Annotated in this window: 14 protein-coding genes and 1 other RNA gene; 5 read left to right on the top strand and 10 right to left on the bottom strand. The window is 69.0% G+C overall.

Features of this window, described 5'->3' with window-relative positions; all coding sequences use genetic code 11:
* Nucleotides 1-4: 4 nt before the first annotated feature.
* The 4 genes from EO141_RS03025 to mraZ form a co-directional block, all read right to left on the bottom strand.
* Nucleotides 5-1,873, bottom strand: coding sequence for a penicillin-binding protein 2 (locus EO141_RS03025; protein ID WP_119130736.1), 1,869 nt, complete (start codon nt 1,871-1,873; stop codon nt 5-7).
* Nucleotides 1,874-2,027: 154 nt separating this feature from the next.
* The gene (ftsL, locus tag EO141_RS03020) at nt 2,028-2,291 is read right to left on the bottom strand and encodes a cell division protein FtsL (protein WP_005991913.1); all 264 of its coding nucleotides are present in this window, start codon (nt 2,289-2,291) and stop codon (nt 2,028-2,030) included.
* The gene (gene rsmH / locus EO141_RS03015; protein ID WP_164739040.1) at nt 2,288-3,346 is read right to left on the bottom strand and encodes a 16S rRNA (cytosine(1402)-N(4))-methyltransferase RsmH; all 1,059 of its coding nucleotides are present in this window, start codon (nt 3,344-3,346) and stop codon (nt 2,288-2,290) included. Before rsmH ends, ftsL begins: the two co-directional genes overlap by 4 nt.
* 14 nt (nt 3,347-3,360) lie before the next feature.
* Nucleotides 3,361-3,816, bottom strand: a complete 456-nt coding sequence (mraZ, locus tag EO141_RS03010; RefSeq protein ID WP_016903087.1) for a division/cell wall cluster transcriptional repressor MraZ — start codon at nt 3,814-3,816, stop codon at nt 3,361-3,363.
* Nucleotides 3,817-4,130: 314 nt separating this feature from the next.
* On the opposite strand from mraZ, the gene EO141_RS03005 reads away from it, so the two are divergent.
* Nucleotides 4,131-4,886 (top strand): NRDE family protein, encoded by a 756-nt coding sequence (locus EO141_RS03005; protein ID WP_126946159.1) that lies wholly within the window; start codon nt 4,131-4,133, stop codon nt 4,884-4,886.
* An 847-nt stretch (nt 4,887-5,733) separates the two neighbouring features.
* Here the strand turns inward: EO141_RS03005 and rnpB are convergent.
* An RNA gene (rnpB, locus tag EO141_RS03000) (RNase P RNA component class A) lies at nt 5,734-6,160 on the bottom strand.
* 163 nt (nt 6,161-6,323) lie between these two features.
* Entirely contained in the window at nt 6,324-7,145 is an 822-nt protein-coding gene (gene rsmI / locus EO141_RS02995) for a 16S rRNA (cytidine(1402)-2'-O)-methyltransferase (protein WP_104649691.1), read from the bottom strand.
* Nucleotides 7,146-7,227: 82 nt separating this feature from the next.
* On the opposite strand from rsmI, the gene EO141_RS02990 reads away from it, so the two are divergent.
* The 4 genes from EO141_RS02990 to EO141_RS02975 are packed head-to-tail and all read left to right on the top strand — an operon-like array spanning nt 7,228 to nt 11,272.
* Nucleotides 7,228-8,958, top strand: coding sequence for a penicillin-binding protein activator (locus EO141_RS02990; RefSeq protein WP_127168510.1), 1,731 nt, complete (start codon nt 7,228-7,230; stop codon nt 8,956-8,958).
* A 4-nt stretch (nt 8,959-8,962) separates the two neighbouring features.
* Nucleotides 8,963-9,331 (top strand): YraN family protein, encoded by a 369-nt coding sequence (locus EO141_RS02985; protein ID WP_127168509.1) that lies wholly within the window; start codon nt 8,963-8,965, stop codon nt 9,329-9,331.
* Nucleotides 9,332-9,347: 16 nt separating this feature from the next.
* Nucleotides 9,348-9,887: a metal-dependent hydrolase gene (locus EO141_RS02980; protein WP_127168508.1), complete on the top strand. Its 540-nt coding sequence runs from the start codon at nt 9,348-9,350 to the stop codon at nt 9,885-9,887.
* Nucleotides 9,884-11,272 (top strand): FAD-linked oxidase C-terminal domain-containing protein, encoded by a 1,389-nt coding sequence (locus tag EO141_RS02975; RefSeq protein WP_127168507.1) that lies wholly within the window; start codon nt 9,884-9,886, stop codon nt 11,270-11,272. The genes EO141_RS02980 and EO141_RS02975 overlap by 4 nt, the downstream gene beginning before the upstream one ends.
* A 10-nt stretch (nt 11,273-11,282) precedes the next feature.
* Here the strand turns inward: EO141_RS02975 and EO141_RS02970 are convergent, their stop codons facing one another.
* From EO141_RS02970 to kdpB, 4 genes are all read right to left on the bottom strand, one after another.
* Nucleotides 11,283-11,999 (bottom strand): response regulator transcription factor, encoded by a 717-nt coding sequence (locus EO141_RS02970; RefSeq protein WP_104584534.1) that lies wholly within the window; start codon nt 11,997-11,999, stop codon nt 11,283-11,285.
* Nucleotides 11,989-14,649 carry a sensor histidine kinase KdpD gene (locus EO141_RS02965; protein WP_127168506.1) on the bottom strand — a complete coding sequence of 887 codons (2,661 nt, stop codon included), beginning with the start codon at nt 14,647-14,649 and terminating at the stop codon, nt 11,989-11,991. The genes EO141_RS02970 and EO141_RS02965 overlap by 11 nt, the downstream gene beginning before the upstream one ends.
* Before the next feature lie 61 nt (nt 14,650-14,710).
* The gene (gene kdpC, locus EO141_RS02960; RefSeq protein ID WP_127168505.1) at nt 14,711-15,364 is read right to left on the bottom strand and encodes a potassium-transporting ATPase subunit KdpC; all 654 of its coding nucleotides are present in this window, start codon (nt 15,362-15,364) and stop codon (nt 14,711-14,713) included.
* Between the two features lie 3 nt (nt 15,365-15,367).
* Complete coding sequence (gene kdpB / locus EO141_RS02955; protein ID WP_127168504.1) at nt 15,368-17,416, bottom strand: potassium-transporting ATPase subunit KdpB; 2,049 nt, start codon at nt 17,414-17,416, stop codon at nt 15,368-15,370.
* Nucleotides 17,417-17,420 lie beyond the last annotated feature (4 nt).

The following is a 17,420-nucleotide window of genomic DNA, read 5'->3' as shown; positions in this document are numbered from 1 at the left end:
CGGCTCACTGGCGGCTCTCCTGCAACGGCGCGGGCTGGGCGGTGGTGGGCGCGGCCGGCGGTGCGATCGCGGTCGGGATGCCGGCGGACACTTCGTCCACCGGATCCGGCACCAATGCCGGGTCTAGGTCGGCCGGCTGCGGCTTGACCACCGGCTGCCCGGTCTTGCCGGCAGCCTGCGCGGCCAGCCACGACTGGATGTCGTCCGGCGGCACGTCCATCAGCCGCAGCGCGCCTTCCATCACCCGATGGAACACCGGTGCCGACACCAGGCCGCCGTAATACACCTTGCCCTGCGGATCGTTGATCACGATGACGGTGGCAAAGCGCGGACGCGTGGCCGGCACCAGGCCGGCGAACAGCGAGTTGTAATGCCCGCGCTCGTATCCGTTGGCGCCGTTCTTGCGCGCGGTACCGGTCTTGCCGGCCACGTGGTAGCCCAGGATCGCCGCGCCCTTGGCGCCACCCTGGGTGACCACGGTTTCCATCATGTCGATGACCTGGCGCGCCACTTCGGGGGTGACCACCTGGCGGGTTTCGTTGTGCTGGCCGCGCACGAAGGTCGGCGGGGTCAGCTTGCCGCCATTGCCCAGCGTGGCGTACGCCTGCGCGATCTGCAGCGGCGTCACCGACAGGCCGTAGCCGTACGACATTGTGGTCTTGGACGGGCCGCTCCAGCGCGCCGGCTGCAGCACCACACCGGCCGATTCGCCGGGAAACCCGCTATGCGGCGCAGCGCCGTAACCGAAGTTGCGGATCGACTGATAGAAGGTCTGGTCCGGCACCTTGGCCGCGATCTTGGCCGCGCCGATGTTGGAGCTGCGCGTGATCACGCCGGTGACGTTGAGCACGCCGTTGTTGCGCGGCACATCGCGGATGGTGAAGCGCCCCACCGACATGTAGCCGGGGTTGGTGTCGATGACGGTGTCCTTGGTCACCACGCCGGCGGTCAGCGCGGTGGCCACGGTCAGCGGCTTCATCGTCGAGCCCGGCTCGACCAGATCGGTGACCGCACGGTTGCGGCGCGCCGAGGGGTTGATGCCGGTGACCGCGTTGGGGTTGTAGGTCGGCAGGTTGACCATCGCCAGCACTTCGCCGGTGGCCACATCCATCACCACCATCGAGCCGCCGGCAGCGTTGTTTTCGACCAGCGCGTTGCGCAGCTCCTTGTAGGCCAGGAACTGGATGCGGCGATCGATGCTCAGCGTCAGGTCCTTGCCCGGCTGCGCCGGACGCACCAGATCCACGCTCTCCACGATCGCGCCGCGCGCATCGCGCACCACCTTCTTGGAGCCCGGCTTGCCGCGCAGCCATTCGTCGAACGCCAGCTCCAGGCCTTCCTGGCCGCGGTCGTCGATATTGGTGAAGCCCAGCACGTGGGCCATCGCCTCGCCTTGCGGATAGAAGCGCCGGAACTCGCGCTGCGAGAACACGCCGGGAATCTTCAGATCGACAATCGCATGCGCCTTGTCCGGGTTGATCCGGCGCTGCAGGTACATGAATTCCTTGCCGGCCTTCTGCGCCAGCTTGGCGTTCAATTCGTCCAGCGGCTGGCCGAGCGCCTTGGCCAGCTCGGGAATGCGGTCCGGATTGCGCAACAGCTCCTGCGGATTGACCCAGATCGATTCCACCGGCGTGGACACCGCCAACGGCTCGCCGTTGCGGTCGGTGATCATGCCGCGCGAGGTGGCGATCGGCAGCTCGCGCAGGTAGCGCGCCTCGCCCTGGCGCTGGTAGAAGTCACGGTTGACCAGCTGCACGAACGCCGCGCGGCCGATCAGCGTCACCGAGCACAGGCCCAGCGCGATGCCGACCAGCGTCAGGCGGCCACGCAGGTTGAAGTTGCTGCGCGCGCGGTTGCGGCCGGCTTTCATGGCGCACCTCCGTGTGCGCCACCCAGTGCGCCACCCTGCGGGCGGCTTCGCGGTGCAAAACGGTTGTCCTGCCGTTTTGTCATGAGCGCAACACCGACATGTGCGCCACCCTGCGGGCGGCTTCGCGGTGCAAAACGGTTGTCCTGCCGCACCGTCATGGGCGCACCACCACGATGTCGTTGGTCTCCGGGAACTTCATCCCGATGCGCGCACGCGCAACCTGATCCACGCGGTTGCTTTCCGCCCAGGTGGCCTGCTCCAGCTGCAGCCGGCCGAATTCGATATTCAATTCATCGCGCGTGTGTTCGAGCTTGGACAACTGCACGAACAGCTTGCGATGCATGTGGCGCATGTACACCACACCGATCGCCGAGGCGATGCTGCAGGCCAGCAGCACGATGAGCAGCAGGCGGCTCATGCGGCGTCTCCGTTCGGAGACGCCGGGAATCGGGAATCGGGATTCGGGAATCGGGAAGCAGCGGCGCTGTTGCCTTTGCCCATTCCCGATTCCCCATTTCCCATTCCCAGCTTTTCGGCCACCCGCAACACCGCGCTGCGGGCGCGCGGGTTGACGCTCAGTTCGTCGTTGTCGGCCTTGATGGCGCCGCTGATTAGCTGCAGCGTCGGCACGAAAGGCTGGGCTTCGGGCAGGCGGCGGTTGCTCGGCGGCGCCTTGGCGTAGCGGGCCATGAACTGCTTGACGATGCGGTCTTCCAGCGAGTGGAAGCTGATCACCGCCAGGCGGCCGCCGGGCTTGAGCGCACCCAGGGCGGCATCCAGGCCGGCTTCCAGGTCGTCCAGCTCGCGGTTGATATAGATGCGGATCGCCTGAAAGCTGCGCGTGGCCGGATGGGTCTTGCTGTCGCCGCGCGGCATCACCGAGGCGATCAGCTCGGCCAGCTGCGCGGTGCGCAGCAGCGGCTGTTCGGCGCGGCGCGCCACGATGGCGCGCGCGATGCGGCGGCTCTGGCGCTCTTCGCCATAGGTCCACAGCACGTCGGCGATGTCGCGCTCGCTGGCCTGCGCCAGCCACTCGGCCGCGCTCTGGCCGGCATCCGGGTCCATGCGCATGTCCAGCGGGCCGTCCTTGCCGAAACTGAAACCGCGCCCGGCCACATCCAGCTGCGGCGAGGACACGCCCAGATCCAGCAGGATGCCGTCGACGGTTGCCGCAGCGACCACCTGGCCAAGACCGGCAAAACTGCCGCGATGGATGGACACGCGCGCATCGCCACCGAACGACTGTTCGGCCACGGCGATCGCGTCGGGGTCCTTGTCCATCACCAGCAGTCGACCTCCCGGGCCAAGGTGTTGCAGCACGCCACGGGCGTGTCCGCCACGTCCGAACGTGCCATCGAGATAAGTTCCGTTTTCGATCACCTGCAGGCCGTCCAGAACCTGCGTGTACAGCACCGGCACGTGGGCCGCCGGCGGCTGCGACACCGGGTGACCGGGCTGCGCTTCACCGCGCATCCGGGCACCCCGGCTCACAACCTGAGATCGAGCAATTCATCGCCCAGATCCCCGTCAGACAATGTCTGCTGGATCAGTGCGCGATGTGCCTGCTCGCTCCAGAGTTCGAATTTGTCGCCCATGCCCAGCAGCACGGCCTTCTTCTCGATGCCGACCGCGTTGCGGTGGCTGGCCGGGATGCTCAGACGGCCATTGGCGTCCAGCTCCAGCACTGCGGAAGAACCCACCAGTTTCTGCTGCAGCGTGCGGACCACGCGCTGGGTGTTGGGCTTGGACATCACATCGTCACGCACCCGCTCCCACTCCTTTTCCGCATACAGCCACAGGCAGCCGGCTTCGAACGGGTTGTAGGTGAGCACCAGGCGATTGCCGCTCACGCGCGTGACCAGGTCGCGGTACGCGGTTGGCACCGCCATACGCCCCTTGTCGTCCACCGTGATGGCAGTTTCGCCCTGAAACACCGAATACAACCTCGAATACCCGCTGGGGGATCATTGAACCACGAAAAACCACAAAACACCTGGTTTTCCCTCCGTTGCCCACCTTAGCAGCGCGTCAAAGGTTGTCAACAACTTTGAGGGCCACAAATCGCCAGTCGCATCAATGAGTTGCGGCACTCTTTAGAGACTTGTTCAAAGGTTATCCACAAGTTGCTGTTTCATCTCAGATTTTGAGATTGAACGAAAATTCAGGGGCGTGAAGGCGATGTAAACCCGACCGCAGTCTCACTTCACACTGCGCCAGCTGCACATGGTCAATGCGCAAACAGGCGACAATCGGCGGCATGTGCCTGGTCGCTCTTGCCTGGAAAACCCACCCGCGCTGGCGCCTGCTGCTGGTGGGCAACCGCGATGAATTCCACGAGCGCCCGACCGCTGCGCTGGCGCGCTGGCCAGCACCCGCCGACGGGGTCCTGGCGGGCCGCGACCTGCGCTCGGGCGGCAGCTGGGTGGGCCTGGGCAGTGACGGCCGCGCCGCGGTGGTGACCAACGTGCGTGACCCGCTCGCCAGCGCGTCCGGCCGCTCGCGCGGTCACCTGATTGCCGATTACCTGGCCGGCAGCCTGGACGCGGCCGTCTACGCCGGCGACCTGGCGGCCGCCGCGCACGAGTTCCCGCCGTTCAATCTGGTGGTGTGCGACGCCGAGCGCTGCGAACACCTCAGCAATCACCCGCCACTGGCACGCACGCTGGCGCCTGGCATCCACGGCATGTCCAACGGCCCGCTGGACGCGCACTGGCCCAAGACCGCTGCATTGACCGCGGCCTTGCACGACTGGTGCGCCGCAGGCAGCGACGACCTGCAACCGCTGTGGACCGCCCTGGGCAACCCCGCCATCGCGCCGGACCACGCCCTGCCCCACACCGGCGTGGACCTGCCCACCGAACGCCTGCTGTCGGCCGCCTTCATCAGCGGCGCCAGCTACGGCACCCGCGCCAGCACCATCGTCGCGGTGGACCACCACGGCAACGGCTTCATCCACGAACGGCGCTTCGGCCCGAACGGCATCTTCCAGGGCGAGACGCGGCTGGAGATTTAGAGACACCGGTACTGCGTGGCGGGACGATGAGGCGAGAAACAAAGGGCCTGGCCCACGCATCGCTCCCGTAGGCCGGGCAAATGCAGATCGCCCAGCACCCCTTCTCCCGCCTGCGGGAGAAGGGGGCGCACAGCGCCGGATGAGGGAATGGGCACCCCGTCCCCACGGCGCCCCCATCCGCCCTTCGGGCACCTTCCCCCGCAAGCGGTGGAAGGCAGAGCTCTCCGGGACCGCTCTTCCGCTTCCCGCAAGCCGGGAGGAAGCAGACCGCATCGCTCACCTTCTCCCGCCTGCGGGAGAAGGTGGCGCGCAGCGCCGGATGAGGGTGGGATCCGCCACGCATTCCCGCGCTGCCCCCATCCGCCCTTCGGGCACCCTCCCCCGCAGGCGGTGGAAGGCAGAGCTCTCCGGGACCGCTCTTCCCCTTCCCGCAAGCCGGGAGGAAGCAGACCGCTTCGCTCTCCTTCTCCCGCTCGCGGGAGAAGGGGGCGCCCAGCGCCGGATGAGGGTGGGATCCGCCACGCATTCCCGCGCTGCCCCCATCCGCCCTTCGGGCACCTTCCCCCGCAAGCGGTGGAAGGCAAAAAGGTCTGGACCCGCCATTCCCCTCCGCAAGCCGGAGCAGAAAACAGCAGTCATTACCAAGCAATTCCATCGACAGCAGTTCCATCGATGGCGGACGACCCGACGCTCCAGCAGTGCACCCGAGTGCAAGCCCCCTTGAGTCAAGGGGGCGCGGCGACAGCCGCGGGGGTGTGGCATGCCCGGAGCGGGACCCGCGTTTTGTACCGCCAACGGCGGTACAAAGCGTGGGCACCTTCGAGAAGGGCGAACGCCCGAACGAAGGTGGCGGAGCCGGCCGGTAAGCCGGGTTCTGTCGTGGACAGTCATTCGTCTAGGCGCTACGTCACCGCAGCGCTCAAGCAACCTACCCGGATCCAGCGCGGGCCACGCCAATGGATCCCTATTTGGTCTTGCTCCAGGTGGGGTTTGCCGTGCCGGTCCGTTACCGGACTCGCGGTGCGCTCTTACCGCACCATTTCACCCTTACCGGCCCCTCGCCACCCCTCTGCAGCCTCTAAACGCACTTGGCGATGCTGCGCATCGCCGACACGCGTCAGTGGCGGCAGAGGGGTGACGAGGGACGTAGGCGGTATCTTTCTGTTGCACTTTCCGTCGGCTCGCGCCGCCCAGGCGTTACCTGGCACCTTGCCCTATGGAGCCCGGACTTTCCTCGGCACTCTTGCGAGTGACGCGACTGTCTGGCCGACTCCGCCGGGGCGCACTATACGCTATCGCCACCGTGCACAACGGCGCCGCGACTTCCCCCCGCCGTTGCCGGTAGGCCCGCAATTGCCCGTAGGAGCGCACCCGGGCGCGAAAGGCCTTACCGAGAAAAATCCCAGTGCACGTATACCTGCTCCTGCAACAGCACACCTAGCCGCCATACAAGGCCTTGCGCGGCGCGCCGGTCAGTTCGGCGGCCAGCTTGGCGGCCGTGGACGGCGGCAGGTGCTCGGCAAGCTTGGCGTAGACGCGGCGGCCTTCGGCCAGCAGGCCTTCGGCGGCATCGGCGGCGCCCTGCACCATCACCACGAACTCGCCCTTGCGCTGGTTGTCGTCGGCTTCGACCTTGGCCTGCAACTGCGCCAGGGTGCCGTCGAGTACGGTTTCGAACAGCTTGGTCAGCTCGCGCGCGATCACCGCCGGGCGCTCGTCGCCGAAGGCCAGGCGCAGGTCGGCCAGCGATTCGACGATGCGGTGCGAGGACTCGTAGAACACCAGGGTGCGGGTTTCGCCGGCCAGGTGCGCCAGGCGCTCGCGACGCGCGGCGCTCTTGGCCGGCAAAAAGCCCTCGAAGCCGAAGCGGTCGCTGGGCAGGCCGGCCACGCTGAGCGCGGCGATCGCCGCGCAGGCGCCGGGAACCGGGCTGACCCGGATCCCGGCCGCGCGGGCGGCGCGCACCAGCTTGAAGCCAGGATCGCTGACCAGCGGGGTGCCGGCATCGCTGACGATGGCCAGCGACTCGCCCTCGCGCAGGCGCGCGACGATGCGCTCGGACATGGCGTCCTCGTTGTGGTCGTGCAGGGCCAGCAGCGGGCGGTCGATGCCGAAGTGGCCGAGCAGCTGGCGGGTGTGGCGGGTGTCTTCGGCGCAGATCGCGGCCACGCCACGCAGCACCTCCTGCGCACGCGGCGACAGGTCGGCCAGGTTGCCGATCGGCGTGGCGACCACGTGCAGGGTTCCAGGGGAGGTCATCGACGGTATTCCGTAGGGCAAAGGGTAGAATCGTAGCGTTTTTAACAGTCCGCCCCGGCGGGCCCCGTCCAATGGATCTGAAATGAACAAGCGTGTTGCAAGGATCTCCGCCCTGTCGCTGATGGTGATGCTGGCCGCCGGTTGCGCCACCAGCAGCGTCACCCAGACCGCCTCGCCGACCCAGAGCGCGGCGCTGGCGTTGCTGGACCAGGGCAAGCCGCGCGAGGCGGCGCAGCAGCTGGAAGCCGAGGCCGCCGGCGCCAGCGGTGCGCAGCGCAGCCGCCTGCTGGCCGCGTCCGCGTTCGGCTGGCATGACGCCGGCGATGACGCACGTGCGCGCACGCTGCTGGCGCAGGTCACCGCGCGGCATCTCGGCGGCGAAGACCGCGCCCGCTTCGCGCTGCTGACCGGCGAGCTGGCGGTGATCGACAAGCAGGCCGCGCAGGCGCTGCAGGCCCTGGGCGACAGCCCGCAAGGCCTGCCCCAGCCGCTGCAGACCCGCTGGCTGCTGGCACGCGCCGCCGCACTGGAAGGCACCGGCGACCTGTTCGGCGCTGCCGCCGACCGCGCACGCGCCGATGCCAGCCTGACCGGCACCCCGCGCAGCGAGAACCAGCGCGCGATCGTGCGCCTGCTGGCCGCACTCGACGACGCCACGCTGAAGGGCCGCACCGCGGCGCTGCCGGCGGGCGATCCGCTGTACAACTTCGCCGGCCGCGCCCTGATCAGCCGCGGCCTGGCGCTGCCGCGCGCGTTCGACCGCGACGCGCAATGGGGCTTTGACACCAGCAAGCGCCCGCCGGCCGAACGCGATGGCTATCGCCCGCCGATCAAGCTGGGCGTGCTGCTGCCGCTCAGCGGCAACCTGGCCACCGCCTCGGCGCCGGTGCGCGACGGTCTGCTGGCCGGCTACTACGCCGAAACCCGCCGCCGCCCGGAACTGCGCTTCTTCGACACCGCCGGCACTGCCGCCGGCGCCAATGCCGCCTACGACAAGGCAGTGAGCGCCGGGGTGGATTACGTGGTCGGCCCGCTGGGGCGCGACGAAGTCAGCGCCATGTTCGCACGCGGCCAGCTGGCGGTGCCGGTGCTGGCACTCAACCGCCCCACCGACAACAAGGCACCGCCCAGCGGCAGCGCCGGCTTCTCGCTGGCGCCGGAAGACGACGGCATCATGGCCGCCGAATACCTGCTCTCGCGCGAACGTCGCAACGTGCTGATCGTCGGCACCAGCGACGACAACGGCAAGCGCACCATCAAGGCCTTCCGCGACCGCTTCAGCGAACGCGGCGGCACCATCGCCGGCAGCATCAGCGTGGCCGAGGTGCCGGGCGACATCGGTGCGCAGCTGCGCAACTACGGCACCGCCGATGCGGTGTTCCTGGCGGTGCGTGGCAACACCGCGCGCGCGCTGGCGCCGCAACTGGCCTTGAGCGGGTTCGCCGGCAAGTCGCGCGTGGGCACCTCGCAGCTGGTGGCCGGCACCGGCAAGGTCGAAGACGACCTGGCCCTGGACGGCATCGTCTACCCGAGCGAGACCTGGACCGCCCTGGGCGTGTCCGGGCTGCCGGCCTCCACCCAGGTCGCCAGCACGTTGCCCAGCGCACGCGGACCGGGTGCGCGCCTGTTCGCGTTCGGCTACGACGCCTGGAAGATCAGCGCGTACCTGGAAAAGCTCGCCACCGGCACCGATGGCGGCCTGCGCGGCGCCACCGGCACCCTGCATCTGGACGGCTTCGGCAATGTGCTGCGCACCCCGGCCTGGTCCACCTTCAACGGTGGCCGCCCGGTGCCGATCGCCGACGGCCGCTGACACCATGCCGGCAGCGCGTCAGCAACGTGGTGCGGCGGTGGAAGCGGCCGCCCGCGCGCTGCTGGAGCAGGCCGGGCTGCGGTTGGTGGTGGGCAATGCCAGCTACCGCGGCGGCGAACTGGATCTGGTGATGCGCGACGGACAGGCGCTGGTGTTCGTGGAGGTGCGTTATCGCCGCGACAACCGCTTCGGCGGTGGCGCGGTATCGGTGGATGCGCGCAAGCGCCGCAAGCTGGTACTGGCCGCGCAATTGTTCCTTGCCTATCACCCGGCACTGGCGACACTGCCGTGCCGCTTTGACGTGGTGGAAGCCAGTGGCGAGCCGCCGGTGCTGAACTGGATCCGCGACGCCTTCCGCGCCGACGACTGCTGACAACGGCCCACGCGCGATGCCCACCATCATCACCCACGCCGCCGTGCCGCTCGCGCTCTGGTGCGCCAGTGAACGCGGCCGCCTGTCGCCACGCCTGCTCGCTGCCGGCATCGTCGCGGCGATGTTGCCGGACGCCGATGTGCTGGCGTTCGCGTTGCATGTTCCGTACGCCGATGCGTTCGGCCATCGCGGCGCCAGCCACTCGTTGCTGTTCGCCGGGCTGATCGCGCTGCTGGGCGGTGTTGCACATCGCCTGTTGCGTGCGGACGCGCTGCAGGCAGCAACGTTCTTGTTCGTCTGCGCCGCATCGCATCCGCTGCTGGATGCGATGACCTCCGGCGGATTGGGCGTTGCGCTGGCCTGGCCATGGAGCGAGGCGCGCTGGTTCGCGCCGTGGCGGCCGATCCGCGTGTCGCCCTTCGTCAATGGTTTCTTCAATGCGCGCGGCCTGGCCACGCTGCTCTCCGAGCTGCGCTGGGTCTGGCTGCCGCTCACCGCCGCCGCGCTGGGATGGAGATGCATCCAGCGCGCGGCACCACAGGATCACCTGTCATGACCGATGTGCTTCCCACTGCCCTGGCCGACTTGCTGGCCGCGCGGCTTGGCCCCGATGGCTGGCTGACCGGCGCCGACGCGCGGCGCCGCCATGGCGAAGACGATTCGCGCCGCTGGGCCTTGCCCGCCGCCGTCGCCCTGCCGCGCGATACCGAGGAGGTGGTGGCGATCGTGCAGGCCTGTCGCGCCCATGGCGTGCCGATCGTGGCGCGTGGCGCGGGCACCGGCACCACCGGTGCGGCAGTGCCGTTTTCCGGCGGCGTGGTGGTGTCGATGGCGCGCATGAATCGCATCGTGGCCTTGCGCCCGGAAGACCGCTGCGCCGTGGTGCAACCGGGCCTGCTCAACGGCGAACTGCAGCAGGCCCTGCAGCCGCACGGCCTGTTCTGGCCACCGGATCCGTCCAGCGCGGACATCTGCAGCGTCGGCGGCAACCTGGCCACCAATGCCGGCGGCCCGCGCGCGGTGAAATACGGCGCCACCCGCGACAACGTGCTCGGCCTGGTCGCAGTGACCGGCACCGGCGAGGTGATCCGCTGCGGCGGTGCGTACACGAAGAATTCCACCGGCTACGACCTGACGCATCTGCTGGTCGGCAGCGAAGGCACCCTGGCGATCATCGTCGAGGCGACCTTGAAGCTGACACCGCGTGCGATCGCACAAGCCGGTTTGCGCGCGCTGTATCGCGACGCGGCCAGCGCCGCGGCAGCGGTGTCGCGCATCATGGCGCAACCGACCACGCCGACAATGCTGGAATTCATGGATGCCAGTGCGATTGCGCTATTGCGCCGCAACGGCAGCGATGTCCCCGAGGCCGGCGCGATGCTGCTGATCGAAGCCGATGGCGATCACGACACCCTGCCCTACGCACTGCAGGCCTTGCACGCTGCAGCCGAGGGCGAGGGCGTGGTGAGCCTGGACGTGGCCGCCGATGGCAGCGCGCGCGACAAGCTGTGGGCGGCACGCCGCGCACTGTCGCCGGCGCTGCGCACGATCAAGCCCGGCAAGATCAACGAAGACGTGGTGGTGCCGGTGTCGCGCATCCCCGACCTGGTGGCCGGCGTGGAGGCATTGGCTGCGGAATTCGCGCTGCCGATTGTGGCTTTCGGCCATGCCGGCAATGGCAACCTGCACGTCAACATCATGTACGACCCGGCCGATGCCGACGAAGACGCACGCGCCCATGCCGCATTGCCGCGCCTGTTTGCGCTGGTGCTGGCGCTGGAAGGCACGCTCTCCGGCGAGCACGGCATCGGCGTGGCCAAGCGCGATTTCATGGCCCAGGCCTTCAGCGCACCGACGCTGGCGGCGATGCGTGCGATCAAGGCCGCGCTGGATCCGGACGGGATCCTGAATCCGGGCAAGGTGTTGCCACCGCTCGAGTGACGCAGCCGCCTCAGCGCGTCACCCCGATGAAGCGCAGCCCCACGCCCGGTTCGGTGACGATGTAATGCGGGGCGGCGGCATCGTCGTGCAGTTTCTGGCGCAGCTTGCCGACCAGGATGCGCAGGTAATGGGTGTCGTCTTCATGGGTGGGGCCCCACACCTCGCGCAGCAGCTGCGGCTGGGTGACCACGCGGCCGGCGTGCTTGAACAGCAGCGCGAGCAGGGCGTATTCCTTGCGACTCAAGGGCACCGCTTCGCCATCGAGGGTGACCTCGCGCAGGCCCAGGTGGATGTGCAGGCGGCCGTCGTCGAACACGCTCTCCTCCACCGTGCTGCCGGCGCCGGCCTGGCGCAGCAACGCGCGGATGCGCGCCATCAGTTCCTGCACGCCGAACGGCTTGGTGACGTAGTCGTTGGCGCCGGCATCGAGCGCGGCGACCTTTTCGGTTTCGCCGGCGCGCACGGTGAGCATGATCACCGGCACGCTGGACCACTGGCGGATCTCGCGCAGCACCTCGTGGCCGTCGCGATCGGGCAGGCCGATGTCCAGCACCACCAGTTCGGCGCCCTGCCCGGCCAGCATGGCCAGGCCTTCCTCGGCGGTGCCGGCCTGCAGCACGCGATACCCCTGTGCGCGCAGGCTGATGTCAAGAAAGCGGCGGATCTGCGGCTCGTCGTCGACGATCAGCACGCGGGCAGGCGGGATGGCAGTGGGGTCAGTCGGCATCGGGGCGAGGTGGCGCGGCGGGAACGAGCAACGGCAGCGTAATGCGGATCGTGGTGCCGTGACCATCGGCGCCGGCCAGCGCCTCCACGCTGCCGCCATGCGCGCCGATCATGCCCTGGCAGATGGTCAGGCCCAGCCCGGTGCCATGGCGGCCGCGGTCGCCACGCTCCACGCTGTAGAACATGTCGAAGATGCGTGCGCGCTCGTCCTCGGGAATGCCGGGGCCCTGGTCGCCGATATCGATCTGCAGGGCGCCGGCCTGCAGCCGCGCCTGCACGGTGACGGCCACGCCGGCTGGCGAAAATTTCGCCGCGTTCTCCAGCACGTTGAAGATGGCCTGCTCCACCAGTGCCGGGTGCACCCAGATCGCCGGCAGGTCGGCAGCCAGCTCCAGCTGCAGGCGCACCGCCGGCTGGTAGCGCTGCAGCCGCCGCGTGGCCGAGCCGATCAACTCGTCCACGCCGATCCAGTCGCGCTTCAAGGTCAGGCCGGTGTGGCCGAGCCGGGTCATGTCGAGCAGGTTCTGGATGTAGCGATCCAGCCGCTCGCCTTCGAGCTGGATGGTGTCCAGCAGGCTGTGGCGGTCCTGCGCGTCCATCGCATCGCCGTAGCTGGCCAGGCTGCTGGCCGAGCCGATCATCGAGGCCAGCGGCGAGCGCAGATCGTGCGAGACCGAGGACAGCAATGCCGAGCGCAGGCGCTCGGTTTCGCCACTGACGCGCGCGCCCTCCAGATCGGCGACCAGGCGCGTGCGCAGCGCCGCCTGGCCGATGTCCTCCACCATCGCTTCGGCCAGCCGACGTTGCTCCAGGCCGGGCCGCTGCACGCTCTGACGAAAGCGCAGCGCGGCCACGCCCAGGCTGCCACGTTCGTGCCGCACCGGCAGGCACCACCACTGCGCGCCGGCCAGCGTATCGGTGAAGTGGCCGGCCGGCTGCCCGTGGCGCTGGGTCCACTCCGCCGCGCTGCGATCGAGTGCGCCGAAGCTGGCCGGCGCATCGCTCTCGCGTTGCTCCAGCCGCAACCAGGCCTCGGCATCCAGTGCAGTGGCCAGCGCACGGCGGCCGGCTTCCAGCACCTGCCCCAGGTCGGCGGCGGTGCTGAGCTCGCGGGCCAGCGCCTGCAGTGCATTGGCATGCGCGTTGGCGGCGCGCAGGGCCAGCACCTGGCTGCGCAGGCGCGAGGCCAGGCGGCCGGCGACCAGCGCGGCGATCAGGAACAGGCATACCGTCACCACGCCCTGGCGCGCGCTGATGTGCAGGGTGAAGCGCGGTTCGATGAAGAAGAAGTTGTAGGCGAAAAAACTCAGCAGCGCGGCGATCACCGCCGCGGCCATGCGCGTGCGCGAGGCCACCAGCACCACCGCGACGATGAACACCATCGACAGGTCGTCGATGTCGGTCCAGCGCTGGATCACCCACGCCACCGCGACCGCCGCAGCGGCGGCGATCGCCGCAAACGCCAGGTCGTAGCGCTGCAGCCACTGGCGCGGATTACGCCAACGCTGGCGCGCGCGTGCACGCGCATCGGCGGAGCTGACGATGACCAGTTCGTAATGCGCGCCACGCTGCAGCAGTTGCTGGGTCAGCGTGCGGTTGAACATGCGCGCCAGCGGGCGTTCGCGCGTGCGCCCCAGCACCAGCGTGGACACGCCGTTTTGCGCAGCGAAATCCAGCAATGCCTGCGCGACGTTGGCGCCATGCAGCAGCGCGGTATCGCCCCCCAGCCGGCGTGTCAGTGCGAACGCGCGGTCGATCTCCAGCTGCCAGGCGGCATCGGCCACGGTGCGCGTCTGCACGGTGACCACCGTCCACGGCGCATCGCGCCGCTCGGACAGCCGCCGCGCCACCCGCACCAGATAATCCGAGCCGCCACGCCCATCGATGGCCACCACCACGCGGCGACGCAAGGCGGCGGTGCCGGGCAGGCCGCGCGCGGCCTGGGTGTCGCGCAGATCGCTGTCGACGCGGTCGGCCGCGGTCTGCATCGCCAGCTCGCGCAGGGCAGTGAGGTTGGAGGGCGAGAAGAACGCCTGCAAGGCCTGGGTGGCCTGTTCGGGCAGATACACCTTGCCCTGCTGCAGGCGTTCGATCAGTTCGCGTGGCGGCAGATCCACCAGCACGATGTCGCGCAGGCGATCGAACACCGCATCGGGCACGGTCTCGGACACGCGCACCCCGGTGATGCGCAGCACGATGTCGTTGAGGCTTTCCAGATGCTGGATGTTGACCGTGGTGTAGACATCGATGCCGGCATCGAGCAGTTCCACGATGTCCTGCCAGCGCCGCTCGTGCCGGCTGCCCGGCACGTTGCGGTGGGCCAGCTCGTCGATCAGGGCCAGCTTCGGCTTGCGCGCGAGCAAGGCGTCCAGGTCGAGCTCTTCCAGCTGCCGGCCCTGGTAGCTGATGCGGGTACGCGCCAGCAACGGCAGGCCATCCAGCAGTGCGGCGGTCTCGCTGCGGCCGTGCGTTTCCACCACTCCGGCCACCACGTCCATGCCCTGGCGCAGGCGCTCACGCGCGCGCGACAACATGGCGTAGGTCTTGCCCACGCCCGGCGCGGCGCCCAGAAAAACGGTCAGACGCCCGCCGTGTTCGCGCTGCAGTTCGCCGATCAGCGCGTCGGCTTGTTGGGTGCGGGCGTCGATCATGGAGGCCGGGATTGGGGAGTCGGGATTGGGGATGTGTGGAGCCTACCGCGAGCTGACAGATCTAGCGTTGTGGCTTTGACCCATTCCCGATTCCCGACTCCCCATTCCCGGCGTGATCCAGTGCCAGGTTCAGCGCCAGCACATTCACCCGCGGCTGCCCGAGCAGGCCGAACTGTGGCGATTCGGTGGCGGCCTGGACCAGCGCGGCGACGCGTTGCTCCGGCCAGCCGCGCGCGGTGGCGACGCGGCGCAGTTGCACCTGCACCGCGGCCGGGCTCAGGTGCGGGTCCAGGCCACTGCCGGACTGGGTCAGCAATTCGCCGGGAACTGCCTCCGGCGCGATGCCGTCGCGTGCCGCCACCTCGGCGCGCGTGGCGGCGATGCGGGTCTGCAGGTCTGGATTGGAACGCGCCTGGTTGCTGCCGGCCGCCGCGGTCGGGTCGTACTTGGCGGCCGAGGGGCGTGGCTGGAAATAGCGCGCATCGGCAAACGGCTGGGCCACCAGGGCCGAGCCGACCACTCGCGCGTCATCGCGCAGCAGCGAGCCGTGCGCCTGCACCGGGAACAGCGCGCCGGTGATGCCGGTGGCGACCAGCGAATAGCTCAAGCCCAGACCCAGCAGGATGAACAGCGCCAGCATCACTGCCCCGCGCAGGGCGCCGTCGTCGCGCAACGGCAGCGCAGCGGGCGTACCGGTTTTCGAAGAAATCGTCATGACTCAGTTCCCCAGGGTGGCGACAAGCGCCAGGTCGATCAACTTGATGGCGGCAAACGGCAGCAACACGCCGCCCACGCCGTACATCAGCATGTTCCGGCGCAGCAGGGCCGTGGCGCTGGACGGACGAAAGCGCACGCCGCGCAAGGCCAGCGGGATCAATGCCGGGATGATCAGCGCATTGAAGATCAAGGCCGCCAGCACCGCATGCCGCGGGTTGGACAACTGCATCACGTTGAGCGCGGCCATCGACGGAATCGCCGCGGCAAACAATGCCGGCAGGATCGCGAAATACTTGGACACGTCGTTGGCCAACGAGAACGTGGTCAGCGCACCGCGTGTGATCAGCTGCTGCTTGCCCACTTCGACCACCGCCAGCAGCTTGGCCGGATCCGAATCCAGGTCCACCATGTTGCCGGCCTCCTTGGCGGCCTGCGTGCCGGAGTTCATCGCCAGGCCCACGTCGGCCTGGGCCAGCGCCGGCGCATCGTTGGTGCCGTCGCCCACCATCGCCACCAGCCGCCCGCCGGCCTGCTCGGCGCGGATGCGGGCCAGCTTGTCTTCCGGCCGCGCCTGGGCGATGTAGTCGTCCACGCCGGCTTCGGCGGCAATCGCGGCGGCGGTGAGCGGGTTGTCGCCGGTGATCATCACCGTCTTGATGCCCATCGCACGCAGCTGCGCGAACTTCTCCTTGATGCCTTGCTTGACCACGTCGCTCAGCTCGACCACGCCCAGCACATGCCGGCCTTCGGCCACCACCAGCGGTGTGGCGCCGCCGCGTGCGACCTCTTCGATACGTCCCTGCAATTCCGGTGACACCGTCGCGCCCATGCCCTGCACATACGCCACGATCGAATCGCCAGCGCCCTTGCGGATGCTGCGCCCGGCCACATCCACGCCGGACATGCGGGTCTGCGCGGTGAAGGCGATGAAATGCGCGCCCTCCGGCTCGACAGCCACGGCACCCTGCTGGCGCGCCAGCTTGACGATGGACTTGCCTTCCGGCGTCGGGTCGGCCAGCGAGGCGAGCATGGCCGCATCGCGCAGTTGCGCACGGTCGATGCCGGCCAGCGGATGGAACGCGGTGGCCTGGCGGTCGCCGTAGGTGATGGTGCCGGTCTTGTCGAGCAACAGCACGTCCACGTCGCCGGCCACTTCCACCGCCTTGCCGGATTTGGCCAGCACATTGGCCGACAGCGCGCGGTTCATGCCGGCGATGCCGATGGCCGGCAACAGCCCGCCGATGGTGGTTGGAATCAGGCACACCAGCAGCGCGATCAACAACAGCGGATCCAGCGTGACCCCGACGAAACCGGCAATTGCCGGCAACGAGGCGACCACGATCAGGAAGGTCAGCGTCATCGCCGCCAGCAACAAGGTGAGCGCGATTTCGTTCGGCGTCTTCTGCCGGTTGGCGCCTTCCACCAGGGCGATCATGCGATCGAGAAAACTCTGCCCCGGTTCGGCGGTGACCTTGAACACGATCTCGTCGGAAAGCACGCGCGTACCGCCGATCACGCCACTGCGATCGGTGCCGGCCTCGCGCAGCACCGGTGCCGATTCGCCGGTCACCGCCGCTTCGTTGATCGTTGCAACACCGCGCACGATTTCGCCATCGGCCGGGACGAATTCGCCTTCGGACACCATCACGTAGTCGCCCGGGCGCAGCTCGGCCGCCGGCACGCGGGTCTCGCGGCCGCCGAGTGCGGTTTCCACCCGGCGCGCGACCAGATCCTTGCGCGCACGGCGCAGCGATGCGGCCTGTCCACGCCCGCGCGCTTCGGCGATGGCCTCGGCAAAGTTGCCGAACAGCACGGTCACGAACAGGATCGCCGTCACCGCCCAGCCGAACCCGGCATTGCCATGCCCGCTGGCGGTGATCACCGCCGCGAGCACCGTGCCGCCCATCACCACCGCCATCACCGGGCTGCGCAGCAGATGCCGCGGCGCCAACTTGCGGAAGGCTGCGCGCATCGCCGCCACCAGCACGGCGGCGTCGAACAACGCTGCGTCACCGCGCTCGCGTTTTTCAGTCGTATCGATCGTAGACATTGCT

Source organism: Xanthomonas sp. BRIP62415 (assembly GCF_003993515.1).
In the GTDB taxonomy this organism is placed as follows: domain Bacteria; phylum Pseudomonadota; class Gammaproteobacteria; order Xanthomonadales; family Xanthomonadaceae; genus Xanthomonas; species Xanthomonas euroxanthea.
This window is presented reverse-complemented; position numbering and strand designations above follow the sequence as displayed.